The sequence below is a fragment of the Nitrospira sp. CR1.1 genome, assembly GCA_014055465.1.
Taxonomy (GTDB): Bacteria; Nitrospirota; Nitrospiria; order Nitrospirales; family Nitrospiraceae; genus Nitrospira_A.
On sequence record WIAF01000010.1, the window covers coordinates 1 to 20,814 of the forward strand.

Genomic DNA, 20,814 nt, shown 5'->3' on the forward strand with positions numbered 1-20,814 from the left:
CACGCGGCGATCGGGATCGAAGGGGTTGTGCCCTATAGTTACGCGATGGAGGCGACCATGTTCATCGATCAGAATGGCGCCGTGTCCGGGCGTTTGACGTTGACGAAGGATCTGTTGCTGACCCAACGGCTCATCCTCCAGGGCCGGCTTGAGACCAACGCTGCTGTACAGCGGGTCGAGAAATTCACCACAGGCTCGGGCTTGAATAACCTCGAATTCGGGGTGCGGCTGCGCTATGAAATCCGGCGGGAATTTGCGCCTTATGTCGGCGTCTCACTCGAACGCAGCTTTGGCGAGACGGCCACGTTGGTGCGCCAAGAGGGTGGTGATCCCAGCCAGGTGCGATTCGTTGTGGGTGTGCGGGCATGGTTCTAAGACGTGGCTCGGAGCGCGACGCTGTGCCGGTTTGGGGCACGCTGTCAATAACCGATGATAAGCTGGGAGTCCATGAAACACGACAAAGAAATGGATCGCGTGTGCGGGATGTGGATTGAGAAGAGCACGGCGCCGCTCACCAGCGAGTATCACGGGGAGACCTATTACTTCTGCACGAAGGAGTGCAAGGAGCAATTCGACCAGAATCCTGAGCGGTACATGAAAGGGTTCGAGGGCCGCAAACCCTGAAGCAATCGGCCTGTCGGACGTTGCCTGTGGGAAAATAGCATGACACTCCGAAGACTGACGCTGCCCCTCAAAGTCCTCGCGAGCGTCTTTCTGCTCACGATGGGCATCGCCTATCTCTTCGCTTTGACTTACCTCTATTTGATCGATGTGGAACCGCATACGAAGCATGGGATGGGACTCGTTGCGGCTGTGATCATGAAATATTACGGACAGCGGGATACGACGAAGCTCGAAGCCGCCCTGCGAGGCCCGATGGCCGAGTATCTCAGCGATGTGCAGAGAAAACAGCTCATCCAGTGGATACGACAGGGCGCGGGCGAAGCCGATTTCGTGAAGATTCAGCCGATCCTCACGCAGGCGTGCGCGGAATGTCACAGTGCATCCGCTGGGACCGGGTTGCCGCCACTGACCTCCTATGCGGAAGCCTCCACCTACACTGAAGTGGACCTTGGCCAATCTATCAAGTCGCTGGTGCGGGCCTCCCATATTCATCTGTTCGGCATGAGCTTCATCTTTGTGCTGACAAGCCTCATCTTTGTCTTCAGTGAGATCCCCGCCTCCGTTCGGGCCCTTCTCGTGGCGATTCCCTTCCTCGCCATCTGGCTGGATATTGGGTCCTGGTGGTTTACCAAACATAACCCGATCTTTGCCTACATCGTGATCGGTGGAGGCGTGCTGATGGGACTATCCTTAGCATTGCAAATTGGGGTCTCGCTTTATGAGATGTGGTTCGCTCGGGAAAAAGCTTGATCCGCTGTTGTTCACACATGGGAGAACAGACAAATGGTAACCAAAGATCGTCGATCGACAACAAGGAACCGCGGTGTATTGCTCAGGACGTTGGTGGTCATCGGATTTCTGCTCTGTCTGGGCTGGGCTTTCGCGATGGCGGATGAGGGAGCTGAGGAGGCCATCCCACCGGAGTATGCCGGAAAAGTCATGCCAGCAGGAATGGGTGACGATTCCAAAGCACCTGGAGCAGGAAAGGAGATTTACGAGGGCAAGGTGAATCAGGAGGTCAACTGCGCCCGGTGTCATGGGAACGACGGCAAGCCGACCAAGTTGGGAAAGGGGGCTCCGGATCTTTCGGATCCAGCGATGAGCAAGAAGCATTCAGATACGAGGTGGTTCTGGCGCATCTCCGAAAAGAAGTCCGGCTCGAAGATGCCTGGATACAAGGACAAGTTAAGTGAAGAGCAGCGGTGGCAGGTGATCGCATATCTGCGCATCTTGGCCCAGTCGGGCAGGTAGGACCGCTTTGGAAAGGGAGCGAGCATGAAGAAACCACTGCTACCGGTGACCATTGTACTAATGCTCGTGGTGTTGGCCGCCGTGGTGCTGTCGTCCGCTCGGCGGGCGTCGGCTATTCCCGTCTTCTCACGGGAACATGGGCTGAAATGTAGTGATTGCCATGCGCCGTTTCCATTGCTGAATGAGTTCGGGATGGAATTCAAGCAACGAGGATTTCGATTGCCGGGCGAGAATGGCAAGTATCCGTGGGAGCTGAAGAGTCTGCCCCTCTCCGTGATCGGCTCCATGCAGTATCTCAACGCGCATGAGGACGATCCCGTGACCAAAGCGCGGCGGTCTACGATCAGCAAGGCGGAGATCGAGGAAATCGAGCTCATGGCGGCCGGGACCGTTGCGCCGAAGATCGGGTTTCTCGCCGAATTTGCGCAGGAGGTGGCGGAAGGGGGAGCATTTGGGAACGAGCAGGTCTGGATGCAATTCAGCGACGTTTTGCCCGCCAGTGTGCTGAACGTACGTGCGGGCAAGATGCTGAACGAACAGTACTATCTGTCGCAGAAACGGCGGTTGCTCTTCCAACGGTACTTGGCGCCGGTGACGTTCAACGTGACCGGTGCTGAGCTGAACGGTTTTTGGTCCGGCCTGCGGTACGCCGCCGGCGTCGTCAATGACGAGCGAGAGGAAGGGGTGAACACCCCGGCGGTCAACCTGGACAAGAAATTCCAAGGGTTCTACGCTTGGGGAAACTACACCTTGTGGGACCACATCGTCGGCATCAGGTATATCAACACGAAAGCCAATTCCGACCAGCCCTCCCCGATCATTGATGGCCGGACTCGGCAGCAGTTGGACGCAACACTGAATCTCCGTTTTGGTAGAGGCCAGGTCTTACTCGGCTACTACTACAACTGGGCTATTGGGGGAATCTATAAACAGGACCGGCGCAACTACCTCGTCGAGGGCATCCTGGAAGTGCTCCCTGAGAAACTCTTCCTGGACGCTCGCTACGAGATGCAGGATACTGGGCTGGTGTTCGGCAGTCCCAACAATCCCGTGAAGGCCAACGGAACCATGGTGACTGCGCACGCCTCCTATTATGTGACGGAAAACGTGCGGGCAGTACTTGAGTTTACTAAGGTGAGCGGCGAAGGACTGGACGTCCAGCGGATCGGGGAACCCAACACCGTCGCGGCAAGTAGCCAAGAGCGTTACCTGGTCGGCATTCATTTCGCCTTCTAGCGCCCGACGACCATGCGGGTACCACATCGAAGGCAGTGGTATGCCCGACGTGGGGCAAAAGTGTTTGGCCAATGGTGCCGCTTCTGCATCGATCCGTGGTGAGGGCCGCAGGCCTCTAATGCTGTAGACGCATCCACCAGTGAGCATGCAATCACGGCGGGATATCGACGGTGCTGAACAGCTGGCGAGCCCTCTCTTATAAGCGCTGGAGGTTTCAATGGACCCTATGACACATCATGATCACGGACAGATGTCCGACCCTCACGCGGGCCACCAGATGTCGCGCGACCATTCGAACCACGACCGCCACGCGGGCCATTCCGTGGCGATGTTTCGCGATAAATTTTGGTTGAGTTTCACCCTCACCATTCCTACCGTCTTCTGGTCGGCTGAAGTCCAGCAGTGGCTGGGTTACACGGCGCCCTCCTTCGCTGGCTCTAGATTTATTCCCGCCATCTTCGGCACCGCCGTGTTCCTGTATGGCGGCCTCGTGTTCGTGCGGGGGGCCCAGGGCGAGCTGGCCGACCGCAAGCCGGGCATGATGACGCTCATCAGCTTGGCCATCATCGTCGCGTTCGGGACATCGCTGGCTGCGACACTCGGCCTTTTCGCGATCGAAGTGTGGTGGGAACTCACCTCATTGATCACGATTATGGTGTTGGGCCACTGGCTCGAAATGCGAGCCATTGCGCAAGCTCGCGGCGCGGTCACAGCCCTCGCCGCGTTGTTGCCGGATACGGCTGAGCGGGTCACCGGCGCAGAAATCCACACGGTTCCATTATCGGAATTGCACCTGGATGACGTGGTCCTGGTCCGGCCGGGAAGCCGCGTTCCGGCGGATGGCGTCGTCGTCGAGGGCGCCGCCGATGTGGATGAGTCGATGATTACGGGCGAGTCGAAATTGATTTCGAAGGGGCCAGGTGCGAACGTGATCGCGGGGACGGTAGCCGGTGGTGGGAGCCTTCGGGTCCGCCTCACCGCCGTCGGCGAGCAGACCGCCCTCTCCGGCATCATGCGGCTGGTGGCCGCCGCCCAAGCGTCGAGCTCTCACACGCAAGCCCTGGCCGACCGTGCCGCCGCCATCCTGTTCTACGTGGCTATTGCTTCCGGCGTGATCACATTCGTGGTCTGGTGGTTGATGGGTGACACGCAACATGCCTTACTCAGAACAGCCACCGTCCTCATCATTGCCTGCCCCCACGCATTGGGGCTGGCGATTCCGTTGGTGATCGCCATCTCCACCTCACTCGGGGCGCGGAATGGCCTCCTCGTGAAGGATAGACTGGCCCTCGAACGGGCCCGCCTGTTGGACATGGTGATCTTCGATAAGACCGGCACGCTCACGCGCGGTGCGCCCGCAGTCACCAGCATCGCGGCTGCGCCTGGGACGTCGGAGTTCGACTTGCTTGCGGTAGCCGCTGCGGTCGAGGCCAATTCCGAGCATCCGTTGGCCAAGGCCATTGTCGAAGAAGCCAAACGTCGGGGTGCGCGCCAAATGCAAGCGGCCGCCTTCGAAGCGCTGGCAGGACGAGGGGCACGGGCAATGGTGGACGGCAAGAGCATGGCCGTCGGCGGACCGCGCCTGTTGGCCGAGGCCAAGGTTGTGGTGCCTCCAGAAGTTGAGAAGGTGACGAGTGCCTGGGCGTCGGAAGGAAGGACCGTCCTGTATGTGATCGCGGAAGGACGACTGCTCGGAGCGCTTGCTGTAGAAGACGAGATCCGGCCCGAGTCGCTTGAAGCTGTCACCGACCTGCATCGGCTCGGTATCCGAGTTGCCATGATCACGGGAGATGCGAAACCCGTGGCAGAGTCCGTCGCCCGGCGCCTCGGGATCGATGAGGTCGCAGCTGAGGTGCTTCCCGGCGACAAGGCCGCGGCTGTCAAGCGGTTTCAGGCAGGCGGCAAGCGGGTCGCCATGGTGGGAGACGGCGTGAACGATGCCCCGGCATTGGCCACCGCCGATGTCGGTATTGCGATTGGCGCGGGAACCGATGTTGCCATCGAATCCGCTGGCATCGTGCTCGTGCGTAGCGATCCGCGTGACGTGGTGGGAGCCATTGAGCTCTCCCGTGCGACCTACCGGAAGATGATTCAAAACCTTGTGTGGGCGACCGCGTACAACCTGGTTGCCATCCCGGTCGCCGGGGGCCTGTTCGTCCGCTGGGGATTCGATCTTCCCATGAGCGTGGGGGCCGTCGCGATGAGCGCGTCCACCATCATTGTGGCACTCAATGCGCAGTTGCTGCGCTACCCGAGTCTCAGGCGTCAAACCACTTGAATCAACGGCGTCGGGAGGGGGAGGTACGGAGCGGCCTAGAACGGATTGTCAGTAAAAGCCTGTCGCGCGAGTTATGACAGCACGCAGTATCCTTCTTGTAATGGTGTAGAGCCTGCGTAAACACAGACCTCCTATGTGGGCCTTGGCTAATCTGTCCTCCTAACGGACGGATTGCGCCGCGGAGGCCAACAGCGGGAAGGGGAGATGCTTGTTTTGTGGGCTCAGCTATTAAGTCTTTACCAATAGTGGCTTCAAGTTCCGCAGCACTGTCGTGGTCTTCATTTTGCACTTCGACTTCTGATAATTTTAACAAGGAGGCTCTCTCATGCATCAGGATCAGCGGCGTTAAATCAGGACGCCAAGAAGTGAATCGCCGCGTGTGTCGCATGCGCACAGATCTGCAACGAGTGCAGTGATGACATGATTGGGTTGCCGGCGGATAAAATCGCGATGATGCAGCGCTGTATCCGATTGTGCAGGGACTGCGCGGCAATGTGTTTGCAATCCGCCGCATTAATGACCAGTGCGTCGGAGCTCTCTCAGCGGATGTGCCAGTTCTGCGCCGAAGCTTGCGATATATGTGCTGAGGAACGCGAACGGCATGCTAAACATCATGACTTATGCGGACCCTGCTCAAGAGTCCCGGCGGTGCGCGGGAGCGTGCAGAACAATGAGTTCGGTCCACGCCGCCTGACTGGTCGCCCTTGTTTGCTCAAAGTGTCCCGTTGGGGCTGCGCCTTACGGACTGCCCCAGCGGTCCCACCCGGACACAAACGACAACCATCTAGCCTTCCTTTCAGAATGAGTACTGGATACCGAAAGGGTGACGCGCGTTTGTGGAAAGTCGTCAGACGCCGGTCACCCAGGCGGGCTTCTACTGGTCGCTGCAGGAATCGCAGCCGATAGATGAAGAGATGGCCCTGCGGAGCGAGCTGCAGCAGAACGATGTTGAATCACCCGTTCGTGCAATATCTTGTCGCAATATTGTGCAGTGCCGGGGCGCTGCTCGCCGGCACCGCCCTGCATGCCACGTGGCCGGACTGGCGTTGGCAGCATGAGCCGCTGCATTCTACGATAGAGGCCGTGGGAGGTCTCGTCGCCATTGCGATGGCGATGGTGTTGCTCCACACACACGACAAATGCACCGCTGGCAAATATTGCGCGCTTGCCGCAGGATTACTCGGCATGGGAATTTTTGATGAGTTTCATGCGATGGCACGACCAGGCAACGGATTCGTTCTATTTCGGAACATGGCCAGCTTGGCCGGTGGGATGGGCTTTCTGCTGGTCTGGAGAGCGCATACCCCAGCTGGTACATTTGAGCTGCGCTGGCTTCCGTGGGTGATCGCGACCGGTTCATTGTCGGTCGGAATGTGGTTCCTGGTGTTCCCTCAATACATACCTGAGATGGTGCGGAATGGCGAGCTGACTCCGACAGCGGTCGCCCCGCAAAGCATCGCGTGTGTGTTGTTTCTGCTCGCGGCTGCGCGCTTTCTGTGGGACTTCCGCCGTTCAGAGAGGTCAGAAGATGCATTGTTCGCGAGCCTCGCTCTCCTCTTCGGTCTGGCCGAGTTTTTTTTCATGTATTCGATTCCCTGGGACAATCGCTGGTGGTTCTGGCATTCTATACGCCTGATGGCCTGTCTACTTGCCTTGGCATACATTGGCCGAAGCTATTTTCAGGTGACCCTCGACTTACAGTCATCCCTCGCACAAAACATCCGCGGCAAAGAAACGCTAAGTCAGAGCGAGGGCCAGATCCGCCACATACTCAATGAACGCGAGCGCATGGCTCAAGACCTGCATGACAGCACCATTCAGTCCCTCTTCGCGATCAGCCTCAACCTCGAACGGTGCCAACGTCTGGTATCTACCATCCACCAAGATGTTGGCATGCAGTTGGGCACAGCCGTGGCGGGCCTAAAGGCGGTTATCCGGGACCTGCGGGGGTACATTGGCGGTTTGGAGTCTACGATCCCTAACGGACCCACATTCGAAGCGGCGCTGACTTCATTAGTCAACGACATGAACCATTCATCCCAGCTTCATTTCCGATTGCACGTGAGCCCCGAGGCTGCAGACCGATTGACTCCGGAGCAGGCGGCGCAGCTCCTCCCTATTGCCCGCGAAGCCATGAGTAACAGTCTCCGTCACGCCGCCGCTCACACGACCATCCTCACGCTTCAACTGTACGACGGAGTGGTCCCCCTGATGGTGGATGATGATGGAGTCGGATTCAATGCCGGCACGGTTCACAGGCATGGTCACGGACTGAAGAATATGGAGAAACGCGCCAGGACGCTGGGTGGCCGCTTTGAAGTCACGTCAGATCCAGGCCATGGAACACGGATAGTCTGTGATCTCCCTCAGGAGCGTAATGAAGCCGCCAGCTGAAACGAAACGAATTCGGCTCTTGCTCGTGGACGATCACGAAGTCCTTCGTATTGGCCTGCGGACCTTGTTCACCGAAGCCGGAGCATTTCAGGTCGTCGGCGAAGCCGGCACGATGGCCACTGCTGTGGCTGAAGCCGCGAGACTGAAGCCGGAGGTCGTCCTGATGGACGTCAGGCTTCCGGATGGGAGCGGGATCGACGCATGCCGTACGATTCGTGCCGATCACGAGGGCACGAGGGTACTGTTCCTGACCTCCTTCGCGGATGATGACGCCGTGCTCGCCACGATATTGGCCGGGGCCAATGGTTTTCTCCTAAAAGAGGTGAGTAGCGAGCAGTTGATCCAAGCCGTCAAGACGGTGGCGTCTGGACGGTCTATCCTGGATTCGGCTGTTACCCAGCGGGTGCTCGCCAAGGTGCGCTCCGTGTCCAGCGCAGCACAGCACGAGACACGCGACCCCTTATCACCGCAGGAAGAACGGGTATTGGCCTTAGTCGCGGAAGGCAAGACCAATAAAGAGATCGCTCTGTCATTGAATTTGAGCGACAAAACCGTCGGGCACTACCTCGAAAATATCTTCCAGAAACTGCAGGTCACTCGTCGCGCGCAGGCAGCCGTGTATTTCACCCAGCAACAGTCGAAGCAGTAGGGGCATCTTCCCCTGCCGAGTAGGGGGAAGATTGTTCCATTATGGAAGCGTCTTCCCCTATCCGCCCATCTGCATGCGCCGTACGATACGCGCACGAGCTCGATTTACATCGCGCTAATCATACTAAGGAGGTTGTCATGTTGAGGCTAATGAGTCGCACACAGGTGTTGGTGATTGTCTCCGCTCTCGCAGTCGTGTTGGCGTTGCCTTTCAGTCAGGTTCAAGCGATAGCAGGCGAAGGGCAGGGGAAGACGAAGGTGCTCTACCACGTCGACGGAAAAGATCCCGAGGTGGCGAAGTACGCGCTGGCTCTCATCAGCAAGCACATTGATGCGGAAGGGGGGCCCGACAAGATCGATGTCGAACTGGTCGTGCATGGACCGGCCTTGGAATTGTTCGAGAAGGACAAGATGGATGCGGAGATGACGAAACGGTTCGACCAGATTATCGAGAAGGGGGCGAAAGCAGAGATGTGCCAGGTCTCGATGAAGGCGTTCGGCAAGACCCTTGACAATTTGGCGAAGGGATTTGTCGCCACGCTTCATCCGGTGGCGGTGAAGCGCATCGCAGATCTGCAGAAGGAAGGCTATCTTTATATTAAGCCATGACCGGGAGATGGATGGTTATGCAACGGTTGGATGCTCAAGGAAGCGTCGTACAGGTTTCATCGAGGGGGGTAGGGTGCTTCACCCTCCCAATTCCTCGAGTTTTTGTACGCGATCGGCTCCAGTGACCTTGTATCTTGCTCCCGCTTCCTCAAAGATGTCTTTTATCGTTCTCTGGGGCGCGATAGACCGACGTGACCAAGGTTTACGAAGACCGCGGGGAAGCGGGGTCATCGCGCCCTGCCCATCCATGAGCCCGAACAGTTGCGTGGGCCACAGAGCCCGCATTATGCAAGGACGGGCCACAAGGGAGGACAGTCCCATGAAGCCACTGGTGTTTGTTGGTATTGATGTCTCCAAGGCTCAGTTGGACGTGGCCGTACGCCCCAAGGGATCCCTCGGGCTGCCACATGATGAGACGGGGATTGTGCAGGTCGTTAAGTACCTGCAACCCCTGGCGCCCACGCTGATTGTGCTGGAGGCGACTGGTGGACTGGAACTGCCGCTCACCGGGGCCCTGGCTGCCGCGGGCTTGCCGGTCGTGGTCGTGAACCCCCGTCAGGTGCGAGATTTTGCGAAAGCCGCCGGGAAGCTGGCCAAGACGGATAGGCTGGATGCCCACCTCTTGGCACGCTTTGCGGAGGTGATGCGGCCGGCACCACGGCCGTTGCCTGACGAGCAGAGCGTGGCCTTGGCGGCAATCCTGGCGCGGCGGCGGCAACTCATCGAGATGTTGACGGCGGAAAAGAATCGCCTCGGTGGAGCCCAGACGGCGATCCGTCAGAGCCTCAAAACCCACATCGCCTGGCTGAAACGAGAACTCGCACAGACGGATGTCCAGTTGACACAGGCCATTCAGAACAGTCCTGTCTGGCGTGAGAAAGACGACCTATTGCGGAGTGTGCCGGGCGTGGGGCCCGTGTTGACCACGACCTTGTTGGCTGAACTGCCAGAGCTCGGGGCCTTGACCAGCAAGCAAATTGCCGCGCTGGCCGGTGTGGCGCCACTCAACCGGGATAGTGGGACCCTGCGCGGGAAACGTACGGTCTGGGGTGGCCGTGCGCACGTCCGGGCGGTGCTGTACATGGGGGCCTTGGTCGCCACCCGCTATAACTCGGTGATCAAAGCCTTCTATCACCGCCTGTGTACTGCAGGCAAAGCCAAGAAGGTCGCGTTGACCGCCTGCATGCGCAAGTTGGTGACGATACTCAATGCGATGGTGAAACATCGGACTCCATGGCGGGCGGAACCACCAGTGCAACATGCTTGACATCAAAGACAGTTGCTTCCCCCCGAACACTAGACCATTCGCTTGGAAGTGCCACTGTGCTGAGTGGGCCTCAGGGGAGGGGGGCCATGACCCGGAAACGGCACACGGAGGAACAGATCATTGCCGCTCAAGGATGCCTAAGCGGGCATGGGGGCCCAGAGCTCTGTCGCAAGCACGGGATCTCGGACGCCACGTGCTATAAGTGGCGGGCGAAACATGCGGGCCTGGAAGTCATCGATGTGAAGAAACTCTGCCAGCTCGAAGACGAAAACCGGCGGTTGAAGCAGAGGGTGGCGGAGCAGGCGCTGGACATCCAAGCGCTGCTTGTGGGAGACCGTGATCCTCGACAACGTACTATAGGCGGAAAGCAAGCACGCCGTGCGGACAGATCTCTCCTGTGCCGTCGGAACGGCCACTCTGCACGAATCGGCCCACACCCCCCAATGGTCTTCCACGGTTTGTGAGGCACTGCTCACCATAGTGATACAAGGTCCTCGTTCAGGCCTTGACCGTACTTCACACAGCAGGCAGCCCCAGTGGAAGCTCCGAGCATTATCTACGAGGTCAGTGCCTGCCTCGACGGCCCACGCGAACGGAGTGCTCCACTGGGAGGGAGTGCCTCAAAGTACGGCCGATAGTCGGTCCCCGTCTTGATCAGGCCATGGGCTACGCGTGCCACTTTGGCGGCGACGGCACAGAGGGCCTTACGTTTCCGATCCGGATTCTGAGGATCGGCCTTGATATACCGCGCATACTTTTCGCGAAACGTATTCTGACGCATCCGGACCGCCCCATTGGCAGCCATCCAGAAGGCATAGCGGAGTCGCGCATTCCCATGCTTCGACAGCCGGCTTATCCCACGGAACTGGCCGGACTGCTGCGTGCTGAGATCGAACCCGCAGAACTTGAGGAATTGTCGGTGATGCGGAAACCGGCGCAGGTCCCCGGCTTCGGCCAAAATCGTAAGGGCGAGAATCGGCCCCACGCCCGGTAAGGTGCGGAGCCGGTGATAGTCGGGATGGGACTGAAGCGCCTGGTCGGCCTGGTGCTCAATCGCGGCCCGGGTGGCACACAGGTGCTGGTGTTCCGCCAGCATGACACGGAACATCTGAATGGCTTCGGAGTCTTCCGCCACGGCGAGCCCAATGCTCTGATTCGCAGTGGCGTAGAGATCAGCAAGGAACCCGCGTTTATTGACTTTGCGGCCTACCACCGTCCACGCCTCGTGCTCAAATACATCCTGGGAATAGCGGGTGATAGCGGCGGGACAGGGAAACCGATGCAGCAGTTGCGTAAACCACTGCGCGCGCGAGTTCGTGTAGTACCGTTCGGCCTCCGGGAAATACAACGGGAGGTAATGGGTCATGATGCTATGCTGGACCTGCACCTTCCGCAGCGAGATCTGATAGTGGGTCTGGGCGAGTTCCTGCAGATCATTCATGGCGTGCACGAGCGGATCGTGATACCGCTGGGTCACACCGGTTTTGAGCAAATGGAGCAAGACTTGTGTGTCCTTCGGATCATTCTTATCCCAGGAGTTGTAGAGCGCATCCCGCGTGCGCGCCACCGCGAGGGAGGAAAGCAGGCGTAGCTCGAAGCCGCATTGGCTCAGATAATAGGCCAGGGGGCGATGGTAGTTGCCCGTGGCTTCAAACCCAATGAGGACCGGCGGCTGAAAAGCGTGGAGCCGGTCGCGTAATGCCACAAAGTCTGGCAGGCAGTTTCTGACTCGCCATCGTTGTCGGCGTCCGGTCGATGGCTTCACCAACACTTCATGCACCAATTTCGCCACATCAATCGCCACGAAGGTACCATTCTGTGTGGTTGTAGAACTCGCGATCATCGGATGCCCTCCTCCTAGAGTGAGTTGCTGCGCGGCATTCTAGTGGAGCTCTGCACGAATGATGATGCTGGTTCCGCTTATACTACGGCCCTGAATTCGCCGGCATGGCGTTGGATGCCTGGGCGGCCCAGCACGGCTCAACGGCAAGTTTCGAGATGAGTGTCTCAACGAGCAACTGGTTTCTGACGCGACGGGAAGCGCAGCTCGTGATCGAAGCCGGGCGGCGGGAATACAATGAGGAGTGGACGCACAGGCTCCATTTGGGATGTGACCTCCCAGGAGTTCATCAACACCTAGCAAAACGGGCCCACATGGCACAGGAGTCAACTTCGTTGGCGGTGGTGTAACAAATGGGGGAAGGTCGTGCCACGCTTATGACAGGGCAAGACATCTGTACTTTGCCCTTCCCGTCCGAATGTCATGAGTTTGACCAATGGGTAGGTTGCGCGTGACGGTCCGTTGACGCTCGTGCAAGGCTGCTCTCGATCAAATACCATACGTACGCCTTGCCAGCCTCATTAAACGATGGCCTACAATTTGCTTGTCATCCATTGGATGCGTTCGAAGCATTAGCACAGTGGGACAGCGTAAGCTCTGTGAAACCGATGCTGCGCAGTGCTCTCACTCTGAAGCGGGATGGCTAGTCGCTACCCAGTGCGACAGGATGTCGCTCCAGTTACCTATTCGGATGTTGGAGGAGGAATCCATGGACATCTTTGGCGACACGATGAAGATCCTCGAGCGGACTCTTGACCTGAGAGCGGCTCGCCAACAAGTTATTGCCTCGAACATCGCCAATGAAGAGACTCCCGGCTATCGTGCCAAAGAGCTGCGGTTTCAGGATGCCTTGGCTGCTGCTAGCCAGCAAGCAGGGCACCTATCGGTACGCGTCACTCACGAGGGTCATCAAAATTCATTGGGCTTCGGAACACCGGTGCGCGGGCAGATCGTCGACGCGCCGAGCGGGGATTTGCCACTGGACGCAAACTCAGTCAATTTGGAAATGGAGATGGCAAAATTATCCGATAATGCGCTGCAATACAATACCGCCGCCCAGATTATCGCGAGGGAATTTCGAGGCTTGCTCAGCGCTATCCGCGAAGGTCGCTAACTGTCGAAACAAAACATTCAAAAGTCGAAATTGTCTCCAGCCTCGCAGCTTCGCGCCGAAATTCCTCTTTCCTCAGCTCCTGAAGGCTCAGTGTGACGCCAGTACAGGTTGTTAGTGAACCGTGCCTCCGAACGTTGCGGTACGCGCGATTTTGTCGAGGATTGAGCGATCTTCACCAAATTTACACAACGCCTCGCAGTGTTGGCAGAGCTCGTCGAAGGGAATGAAGGCGAAAGCAATATCGGCCAAATCCCTACGGAAGGCCGGGCGCGCAAACTGCGCCATGACCTCTTTCTCCCGGTGGCGCGGAGCCACGAGGTAGACCGTGCAGGTACCCTGGGGAATCGAGCGCACCAAATCCTCTAAACGGAGGATGCCGGAATAAATGGACGTGCTTTTTTCCACCTCGAATGCACTGACGATTTCTCCAGTCTCCGGTCTCAACCAGATCACGTCGATCAGGCTCACGGTGTCCATGACATCCGATGAGCAGCCTGAGAGAGGCAGGTCAGGCACGGTTAACAGGGTAAACGACTGACCGTCATGCGAGCGATGGCGGTCATTGCGAGCCACATACACTGCGTACTTCAGGGCGCGGCCGATTTTGATGAGCAAGTATTGGATCCGCGTGTGTTCGCTCTCTTCCTTCTGCTCCGACAGAACATCTGCATGCCGCATGCGAGCCGCCTTCTCGGCCTTCGTCTTCTCGGCTGCCAGGACAACCTGCACATTGCCTTCAACCAATAAGCGACCGGTGCCCAGCTCAAAAAGTAATCCAGCGAAAGCGCCCAGATCTTTGGAGAGACGATCGCGCATAGCGGCGTTCGTGCGCATAATGACCTCGCGCATGGCCAGATAACTCTCCCATGAGCCGAGTTTCTTTTTGTCACCGAACAAGGCGTTGAAACCGTTGACCATTGCCGTATTGAAAGGCGGGACAATAGTCGGATGTAAGAAATAGACGATGTTGCCCACAGCCGGCCCCAGACCTTTAATCTGCGCGGCCGCGAGCCGGCTCATTTCGGCTAAGACTTGCTCCTCGCGTGTCGCCGCGAGGCATGCCTGGAGAAAGGCGGCAAATGTGCGCTTGTTGTTCTCATTTTCATAGATGTCCGGGATGCGGAGTTTGGGCTTCCAGAAAAACGGATGAGCGGCCCCCTCAAACACCTGCTTTTGTTCGGTAATGGCCGCGAGCACGACCTCCAACGGTGATCCTTTGAAATCCGTGCCGAATGTTCCGGCCGTAATACTATCGACGGTGTCTTGCACACCTTGTCGAATGGCACGGAAGGCTTTTAACCGGTCCTCGCTGCTGATGAACCAGGTGTTGTAGACCGATTCCTTGTCTGCCTTATAACGGTCAATGAGTTCGGTGAGTATCGTCAATTCCATCCCGTCCCCTTCGAATGCTGTGGTACAAGCGGCACTAAGCTATTGTCAAACGCCGGGGGCGAAAGATTGGCCATTGAACGAGGAGTTGTCAATATCATCCACGTTTCATTGGGCCGAATATACCTGACGATCGCTGCTCGTAGCTAGTCCGGGCCGGCCGATCGAAAGGACGGACATAGCGTCTGACTCAACAAAGCTGAGCGAGGAGCGGTACTCATCGTCAGTGGACGGATTGCAGGGCACTTCCCAACCAGAGCGGAACCTTGTACCGCCAGATCCATTCGCGATGGTTCGCTACTCCTTGTACATGAGCAGCTGGAAGCCGATGAGCAGAATGAGGCTTGCCCAGACGAACTCCCAGCCGTTCCTCTTCTGTGTGGCGGTCGGACGCCGGGAGAACAGTCCACGAGCGTTGTCTCCAATGAGTTTACAGCCGCCGGCAGCGACGGCCATGGTGCCCATCACCGCATGATGAAAGGCGATCGTGTGGGCCGACGGATGCGGACCATGGCTGTGCAGAAACAACATCATCCCTCCGACGATGGCAAAGGCGGGCAGCGGAACAGCCCAGCCTTGGGGTGCGATCCGCCCCAACCTTCGCACGAGTTCAATAGTGCCGACTGCGACAAGCAAGATCGCATAAACCTTGTGCTGGATTGTTTCCCAGTCTCGTGAAAAGAATGTGTCAGCAAACGATCGAGGACCGATCGGCCAGGCATCGTGGTCGCTCCAACCCAGCAGATACCCCCCGAACCCTAACATGCTGAGGGGGAGTAAGAAACGGCCCTTTCCTAGGAAGGGCGACTTTCTGGTGCTTAGTATCTCGCTCAGTCCTATCAGGATGACGCTCCATCCGGCTAGCTGGTGGTTGAACTCTGAATAGGCTTTGCCTTCCGATGATCCCTCCCAAATGCCGGCCCCCGTGGTAGGGGTGTCATGCTGACCAGAGAGCATGTCGGTTGCACTTAAGGCCGGCGCAAGTACACATGTGAACAGCTGAAGAATGAGTGGCAGGCTCAATGCAATGGCTTGTCTGCCTAGAACATGATTCAGCAAAAAGCTCCTTGACATTTTCTGGTCACAGCGTATCATGCGCCATGCTCAACGTGGTATTCGTGTGCTTGCTGTCTCTCTTGCTACTGTGCATGATCCCAGTAATGGGAAGCGGTCCGCACCACTCGGGTCACATGCACCATGACGACACCGCTTCGTGTGCTACCTGCATGATTTCAATCGACTTGTCAATGCTTCTCTTGCTGTTGAGTCTTCTAGGGCTTGCCACATCGGTTGTTTTTGTGGGTCCGAAACTGGTCCCTCCGCACTCACCGTTTCATCCTCCACGCTTCCAGTCTTGACGATTCTCTAGCAGCTCTCTTAGCGGCGGCTGCCTTTAGTGAAGGTAGCCCGCGGTCGATTCGCGTTCACTTTGCGTGACGCGTCTCGACACCTTCACAGGCGCAGTCCATCGACGCACTGACCACGTTCATCAAGGGAGGAACGTTTGTCGTTCCTGGAAGTAATGGTGCCCAAGAGGCCGGGACGCTGCTGAGGGCCTACGGCTATCGGCGTCAGAGGGATGACGTTTGGATATTGCGTCGGGCGAGGAACTGTCATGGACTGGCGTTGGGGTGCTGTGCCCGGCGTTCGCGATGCCGGCGGAACGGTTGCGTGAACGAACGAATCGCTCTTACTCAGGCAGCAAGGAGAAGTCACATGGCAAGACGAATTCTCCAAATCAGTCCCGCCGACGGCTGGCATGCCGTCTATGCCATTCGTCCTGACCGCAACAGGAATAATCCGGTCTGGATTGCTCCGTTGACTTGTTGGGCGCTGGTCCATGAGGAAAGGGTGCGATTGGTCGTGGGTCTCGATTGCACCCTCTCATTCTGCGACCAGGGCGACAACTTTCTCGGCTACCTCCCACCGGGCGGGAAAGCCGACACGTGGAAGGAGAAGGCGCTTCATTATCTTCAACATCCGGAAAGACATCAGCCCCATGCCTAAGATGAAGAATACCGGCACGGACGCGGTTGTCTGGGGTGACTTCGCTGACAGGACAACCGTTGAGGACGGATGGCAACGCTACTGTTCGTTGAGGGCTTCCCGGAGGCCTTTACAGATCAAGATCTCTACAACCTTTTTGCTGTCCATGGGCGCGTGATATCCGCGAGAGTAGTCAGGGACCTTAGACAAGAATCGCTTCGGTATGGATTTGTGGAGGTAGCCTCAAACGCTCTCCATCGAACATGGCTCGAAGGGAACTCTCTCATCGTCAGCTTCTCACAATAAGAGAAGTGTACACCAAGAAATTGGTCATGAGTGACCAGGAGAGGGCCACGGACCTCATTCGTTCGTCGTTATGGTCCGCGTCCAAGATCGCGATAATTGGTTTCCGAGGAAGGGAGTTTAGCAATGACCATTCGAGCCGGCACAGTCTTCGTGCTCTTTTTAGTCGCCGCGGTAGGCAGTGGATGTCAGTTATGGCAAGGCCCGCTGTTGTCTGCGCCGTCAACCGCAGATGGCTTGGCCGCGCGGCACAACGAAGCAGGGATGCAAGCGTACAAGCAAGAGCAGTGGAACCGAGCGAAGGAACAATTTGAGGCAGCAGTCAAGGCAGCGCCGTCGCTCGCGGAAGCCCATTACAACCTGGGCATGGTGTTATATCGGCAAGGAAAGGATGCCGAGGCCAAGACGCACTTCCTGAAGGCGGCTGCGTTAGCGCCTGAGAACGATGTGATACAGAACGCACCTCCGTTAACGAAAGTGAAGGTGCCATCCAGGCAGGACGGATTTTCGGGTATGTCCGACGGACACAGCCATAGTCATTAATGAACGGACATCCTCCGATTTCGTGGGAGGAAGGTGAATGCCAGGAGAGGGCCGTTTAGAGAATGCGCTAATGAGAGAGTGGAGCCGAGGGGGGAGAACATCTATGGGCAAGGATGAGTAGCGCGAGCGTCGTCTTATTGCCGGGGTTATTTGCCGGGGCGTGGATGTGGGACCGCACGCGAACGTGCCTCTTAGCACAGGGGTATCGGGTGCTGGCGGTCCCTGACCCCTTGGCCTTGCTCAATCTCGGTTCCCCGTTCAGCGACACATTGATCTCCAATTTGCGAGGCCATGTCAGTCGGTACTTGGATCAAGGCCGTATCGAGAAGGCAGTACTCTGCGGAAATTCTCTCGGCGCGTTGGCGGCGCTGGACTTTGCCTTCCATTTTCCGAAACGCGTGAAGGCGCTGGTCATCAGCGGCGCGCCCGGTCTACCGTCTCCTCAGAATGCTACGGCAAATTCGCCACTAGCCATCACCGTCGAATCCGCCTATGCCGTCGCTGACCTACTCTGCTACGACCGAGCTTGCCTGACCGACGAAAGAATCGAAACCACATTTAAGCTTCTGGCTCATCGGAAAGTCCTCGTGAACATCGCCCGGGCGCTCAGAGCGGCGCGAAACTATGACGTGCGCGGCATCCTTCCTCACCTCGACTGTCCTGTGTTGATGATTTGGGGAGTTCATGATCGCGTGACGCCGGTGGAGGAATGGGAGCATGAAATTCGCCTGGTAAAACAGGGGACGCTGAGGAAAGTACACAATTGCGGCCATTGTCCCATGTTGGAGCAGCCGAACCAGTTCAATGCCTTACTCCTTGAGTTTCTGAACCAGTGCGCTGAAGCAAAGCGACTAAAGGGGCCTGCCTTCCCAGGGGACGATGACGCGCACACCTGCAAGGAGGGTCCGGTTGGATAGACTGTATGCGAGAGATCAACATCAAGGCACGTCATGACCCGACATCTGGATCGCCGTGATCTCAGGACACTCGGTTCGTAAGGTGACTGAGATATAGTCAGAAGTTGTGGAACGAGGTGAATAGGTGGCGTACCTTTCTGGGTGAACAACACCCGAACACACCGGCTGGCAGACCGGGGAAAGGCACGCCGATGATGACGATAGTCCGAACGTCGGAGGGAGCGCAAGAGCGTGAACAGGCGGTGGCGACGGCGCTGGACGAGTTGGCTCGAGAAGAGGCCCGCCGCATGATTCTGGCAGCCTTGGAGATCGAAGTGGAAGAGTACTGGCAGCAGCACCGTGACGCCCGCGCCCCCCGCGGCCATGCCTTGGTCGTCCGCAACGGGCAGGCTCGGCCGCGTCGCCTGAGGTGGGAGCGGGAACGATGACGATTCGAGTGCCTCGTGTGCATGATCGAGGAACGTCGACGGAGTCCGGCACACGTTCACCAACCAGATCCTGCCGCCCTATGTGCGCCGCTCCCCCAAGGTCAGTGCGGTCCTGCCGCTGCTCTACCTGTATGGTTTGTCCAGTGGAGACTTCCAGGAGGCCCTGCCGGTGCTGCTGGGGGAGGACGCGGCCGGGCTCTCACCCGCAGCGATCACGCGGCTGACGGCCACCTGGCGGACCGAGTATGACCAGTGGCGTCGCCGCTCTCTTGCCGATCGCGACTTCATCTCTATCTGGGTGGACGGGGTCCATTTCAACATTCGGCTGGAAGATGATCGCTTGGCGGCCTTAGTCGTGGTCGGCGCGCGCCCCGATGGGACCAAGGAGGTGATCGCATCGAGGATGGCTATCACGAGAGCACGGTGAGTTGGCTCGCCGTGCTGCGCGACCTTAAGGCCCGTGGCATGCCGCCCCCAGCCGTCGCCATCGGCGACGGGTGCTCGGCTTCTGGGCCGCCTTGCGAAACGTCTGGCCCGAGACGCGGGAGCAACGCTGCTGGGTGCACCGCATTGCCAACGTGCTGGATAAACTCCTACCCGGCTCCAGCCCCAGGCCAAACGAGCCTTACACGCGATGATGTATGCGGAGAGCCGGGCCACTCGAAACCGCGATCCATCGATTCGCCCAGGACTATGAGGCGAAGTATTCCAAAGCCGTGAAGTCCCTAGTCACCGACGTCTCCCGGCTCCTGACTCACTTCGACTTCCCGGCCGCGCACTGGAAGCATCTCGGGAGCACCAACCCAATTGAGTCCACCTTCGCCACGGTGAAGCTCCGCACGCGAGTGACCAAGGGGCCGGCTCGCGCACCGCGGGACTGACGATGGCGTTCAAGCTGCTGGAGGCCGCGCAACGTACCTGACGTCGGCTCGATGCGCACGACCTCCTCCCGCTCGTCCGCGCGGGCGTCGCCTTCAAGGATGGGCAGTTAGTGGAACGACCGGAGCACCGAGCAGAGAATAACACTGGAAGGGTGGCCGCTTGATCACCCTCATCCACAACTCTTGACGATATCTCGTCTTCTGGGCCAGATTTGTGCGTTGGGGAGAAATGCTGGGGGTAGTGGTCAAATATCTTGGTCATGATTTTGGGAAATACCTTTGCAATGAGTCCTGTTCTGATAATCAATGCAGTAAATGCGACAATCTGATCCATTGGATCCTCTTATCGAACCGTTTCCCCCTCTCGCTCCGCAGCTCTTGCGCAATGGCGAGCTGAATCTCAGCGGGGAGTTGCGGGAGGTCGTGGTTGAAAAAATGGTTGAGAGCCCTCGCGTGAGGCTACGTCGACCCCGTAGCGAGCGGCAATATCTTTATAGACGTGCATGGGAGTTGACATCACGGTCTCCGCTCATGTCTTTCGCACAACCTTGCTCTGAACGAGACGCCATGGCCACTAATTCCGTGAAGGCAGAAGATCAATGTTGGCAGGCCGCATCTGAACGTTTCCTGCGCTTGCGCAATGTCCAACTGATCCAATAGCACCGTCTCTGGCCGCCCTGTGACCTTTCGTGGCGCCACAGCCTCAGATGACGCTTCATTCTGGAGACTATAATGATGCAAAGGTAGAAACGAGTGCAACAAAGAGGGAGCCCATTGTGTCCGTAGCGATGCTGCAAGAGTCGAGAGGAGGAAGAGCATGACGCGCAGTGATGACCATATGTCTGACAGCACTCTCTTTTACGTGCCGTGAGGTGGGATGGGAAGTGGACTAGGAAAACACTCCGTAACCAGTATAACCAAGGACAATAAGCACAGGCCGAACCCTTTCCGGCGTAATGAGGAACGACCAGGACGTAGCATCGGCAAACAGAAGATTTAAATCAGTGAGCCAGTTCCTGTCTCGAAGCCGACTAGGTCCCTGAGAGTAAAGGACGTTTTTCTTCAATGTAAAAGTTTGGTCTTGAAAGTAAACAAATTTGTCTACC

The 20,814-nt window shown here is 57.8% G+C and carries 20 protein-coding genes and 1 pseudogene; 18 read left to right on the plus strand and 3 right to left on the minus strand.

Annotated features, from left to right (window positions below):
* The 12 genes from GDA65_15805 to GDA65_15860 all read left to right on the plus strand — a co-directional run.
* Positions 1-375: copper resistance protein B (locus GDA65_15805; protein ID MBA5864160.1), on the plus strand; the 375-nt coding region annotated here is incomplete at its 5' end.
* 72 nt (positions 376-447) lie between these two features.
* Positions 448-624, plus strand: coding sequence for a YHS domain-containing protein (locus GDA65_15810; protein MBA5864161.1), 177 nt, complete (start codon positions 448-450; stop codon positions 622-624).
* Positions 625-663: 39 nt separating this feature from the next.
* Positions 664-1,374, plus strand: coding sequence for a hypothetical protein (locus GDA65_15815; GenBank protein ID MBA5864162.1), 711 nt, complete (start codon positions 664-666; stop codon positions 1,372-1,374).
* Positions 1,375-1,407: 33 nt separating this feature from the next.
* Entirely contained in the window at positions 1,408-1,875 is a 468-nt protein-coding gene (locus tag GDA65_15820; GenBank protein ID MBA5864163.1) for a c-type cytochrome, read from the plus strand.
* A 24-nt stretch (positions 1,876-1,899) separates the two neighbouring features.
* Entirely contained in the window at positions 1,900-3,111 is a 1,212-nt protein-coding gene (locus GDA65_15825; GenBank protein MBA5864164.1) for a hypothetical protein, read from the plus strand.
* A gap of 226 nt (positions 3,112-3,337) precedes the next feature.
* On the plus strand, positions 3,338-5,389 hold the full coding sequence (locus GDA65_15830; GenBank protein ID MBA5864165.1) for a heavy metal translocating P-type ATPase: 2,052 nt from the start codon (positions 3,338-3,340) through the stop codon (positions 5,387-5,389).
* Positions 5,390-5,809: 420 nt separating this feature from the next.
* On the plus strand, positions 5,810-6,295 hold the full coding sequence (locus tag GDA65_15835) for a four-helix bundle copper-binding protein (protein MBA5864166.1): 486 nt from the start codon (positions 5,810-5,812) through the stop codon (positions 6,293-6,295).
* The gene (locus tag GDA65_15840) at positions 6,296-7,783 is read left to right on the plus strand and encodes a hypothetical protein (protein ID MBA5864167.1); all 1,488 of its coding nucleotides are present in this window, start codon (positions 6,296-6,298) and stop codon (positions 7,781-7,783) included.
* Positions 7,767-8,432, plus strand: coding sequence for a response regulator (locus GDA65_15845; protein ID MBA5864168.1), 666 nt, complete (start codon positions 7,767-7,769; stop codon positions 8,430-8,432). The genes GDA65_15840 and GDA65_15845 overlap by 17 nt, the downstream gene beginning before the upstream one ends.
* Before the next feature lie 41 nt (positions 8,433-8,473).
* On the plus strand, positions 8,474-9,040 hold the full coding sequence (locus GDA65_15850; protein MBA5864169.1) for a hypothetical protein: 567 nt from the start codon (positions 8,474-8,476) through the stop codon (positions 9,038-9,040).
* Positions 9,041-9,359: 319 nt separating this feature from the next.
* Positions 9,360-10,307: an IS110 family transposase gene (locus GDA65_15855; GenBank protein ID MBA5864170.1), complete on the plus strand. Its 948-nt coding sequence runs from the start codon at positions 9,360-9,362 to the stop codon at positions 10,305-10,307.
* Complete coding sequence (locus GDA65_15860) at positions 10,274-10,771, plus strand: transposase (protein MBA5864171.1); 498 nt, start codon at positions 10,274-10,276, stop codon at positions 10,769-10,771. Before GDA65_15855 ends, GDA65_15860 begins: the two co-directional genes overlap by 34 nt.
* A gap of 92 nt (positions 10,772-10,863) precedes the next feature.
* Here the strand turns inward: GDA65_15860 and GDA65_15865 are convergent, their stop codons facing one another.
* Entirely contained in the window at positions 10,864-12,150 is a 1,287-nt protein-coding gene (locus tag GDA65_15865) for an IS110 family transposase (protein MBA5864172.1), read from the minus strand.
* Positions 12,151-12,727: 577 nt separating this feature from the next.
* On the opposite strand from GDA65_15865, the gene flgB reads away from it, so the two are divergent.
* Positions 12,728-13,261: a flagellar basal body rod protein FlgB gene (gene flgB, locus GDA65_15870; GenBank protein MBA5864173.1), complete on the plus strand. Its 534-nt coding sequence runs from the start codon at positions 12,728-12,730 to the stop codon at positions 13,259-13,261.
* Between the two features lie 111 nt (positions 13,262-13,372).
* On the opposite strand, the gene GDA65_15875 is transcribed toward flgB, so the two are convergent.
* Positions 13,373-14,653, minus strand: a complete 1,281-nt coding sequence (locus tag GDA65_15875; GenBank protein MBA5864174.1) for a hypothetical protein — start codon at positions 14,651-14,653, stop codon at positions 13,373-13,375.
* A 294-nt stretch (positions 14,654-14,947) separates the two neighbouring features.
* Complete coding sequence (locus GDA65_15880) at positions 14,948-15,607, minus strand: hypothetical protein (protein ID MBA5864175.1); 660 nt, start codon at positions 15,605-15,607, stop codon at positions 14,948-14,950.
* Positions 15,608-16,366: 759 nt separating this feature from the next.
* Here GDA65_15880 and GDA65_15885 point away from each other — a divergent pair.
* From GDA65_15885 to GDA65_15905, 5 genes and pseudogenes are all read left to right on the plus strand, one after another.
* Positions 16,367-16,657: a hypothetical protein gene (locus tag GDA65_15885; protein MBA5864176.1), complete on the plus strand. Its 291-nt coding sequence runs from the start codon at positions 16,367-16,369 to the stop codon at positions 16,655-16,657.
* 69 nt (positions 16,658-16,726) lie between these two features.
* Positions 16,727-16,942, plus strand: coding sequence for an RNA-binding protein (locus GDA65_15890; GenBank protein MBA5864177.1), 216 nt, complete (start codon positions 16,727-16,729; stop codon positions 16,940-16,942).
* Between the two features lie 123 nt (positions 16,943-17,065).
* The gene (locus GDA65_15895; GenBank protein MBA5864178.1) at positions 17,066-17,482 is read left to right on the plus strand and encodes a tetratricopeptide repeat protein; all 417 of its coding nucleotides are present in this window, start codon (positions 17,066-17,068) and stop codon (positions 17,480-17,482) included.
* 113 nt (positions 17,483-17,595) lie between these two features.
* A complete protein-coding gene (locus tag GDA65_15900) occupies positions 17,596-18,399 on the plus strand; it encodes an alpha/beta fold hydrolase (protein MBA5864179.1) in 804 nt (267 codons plus the stop codon).
* A 191-nt stretch (positions 18,400-18,590) separates the two neighbouring features.
* Positions 18,591-19,872, plus strand: a pseudogene (locus GDA65_15905) (IS256 family transposase).
* Positions 19,873-20,814: the final 942 nt, after the last annotated feature.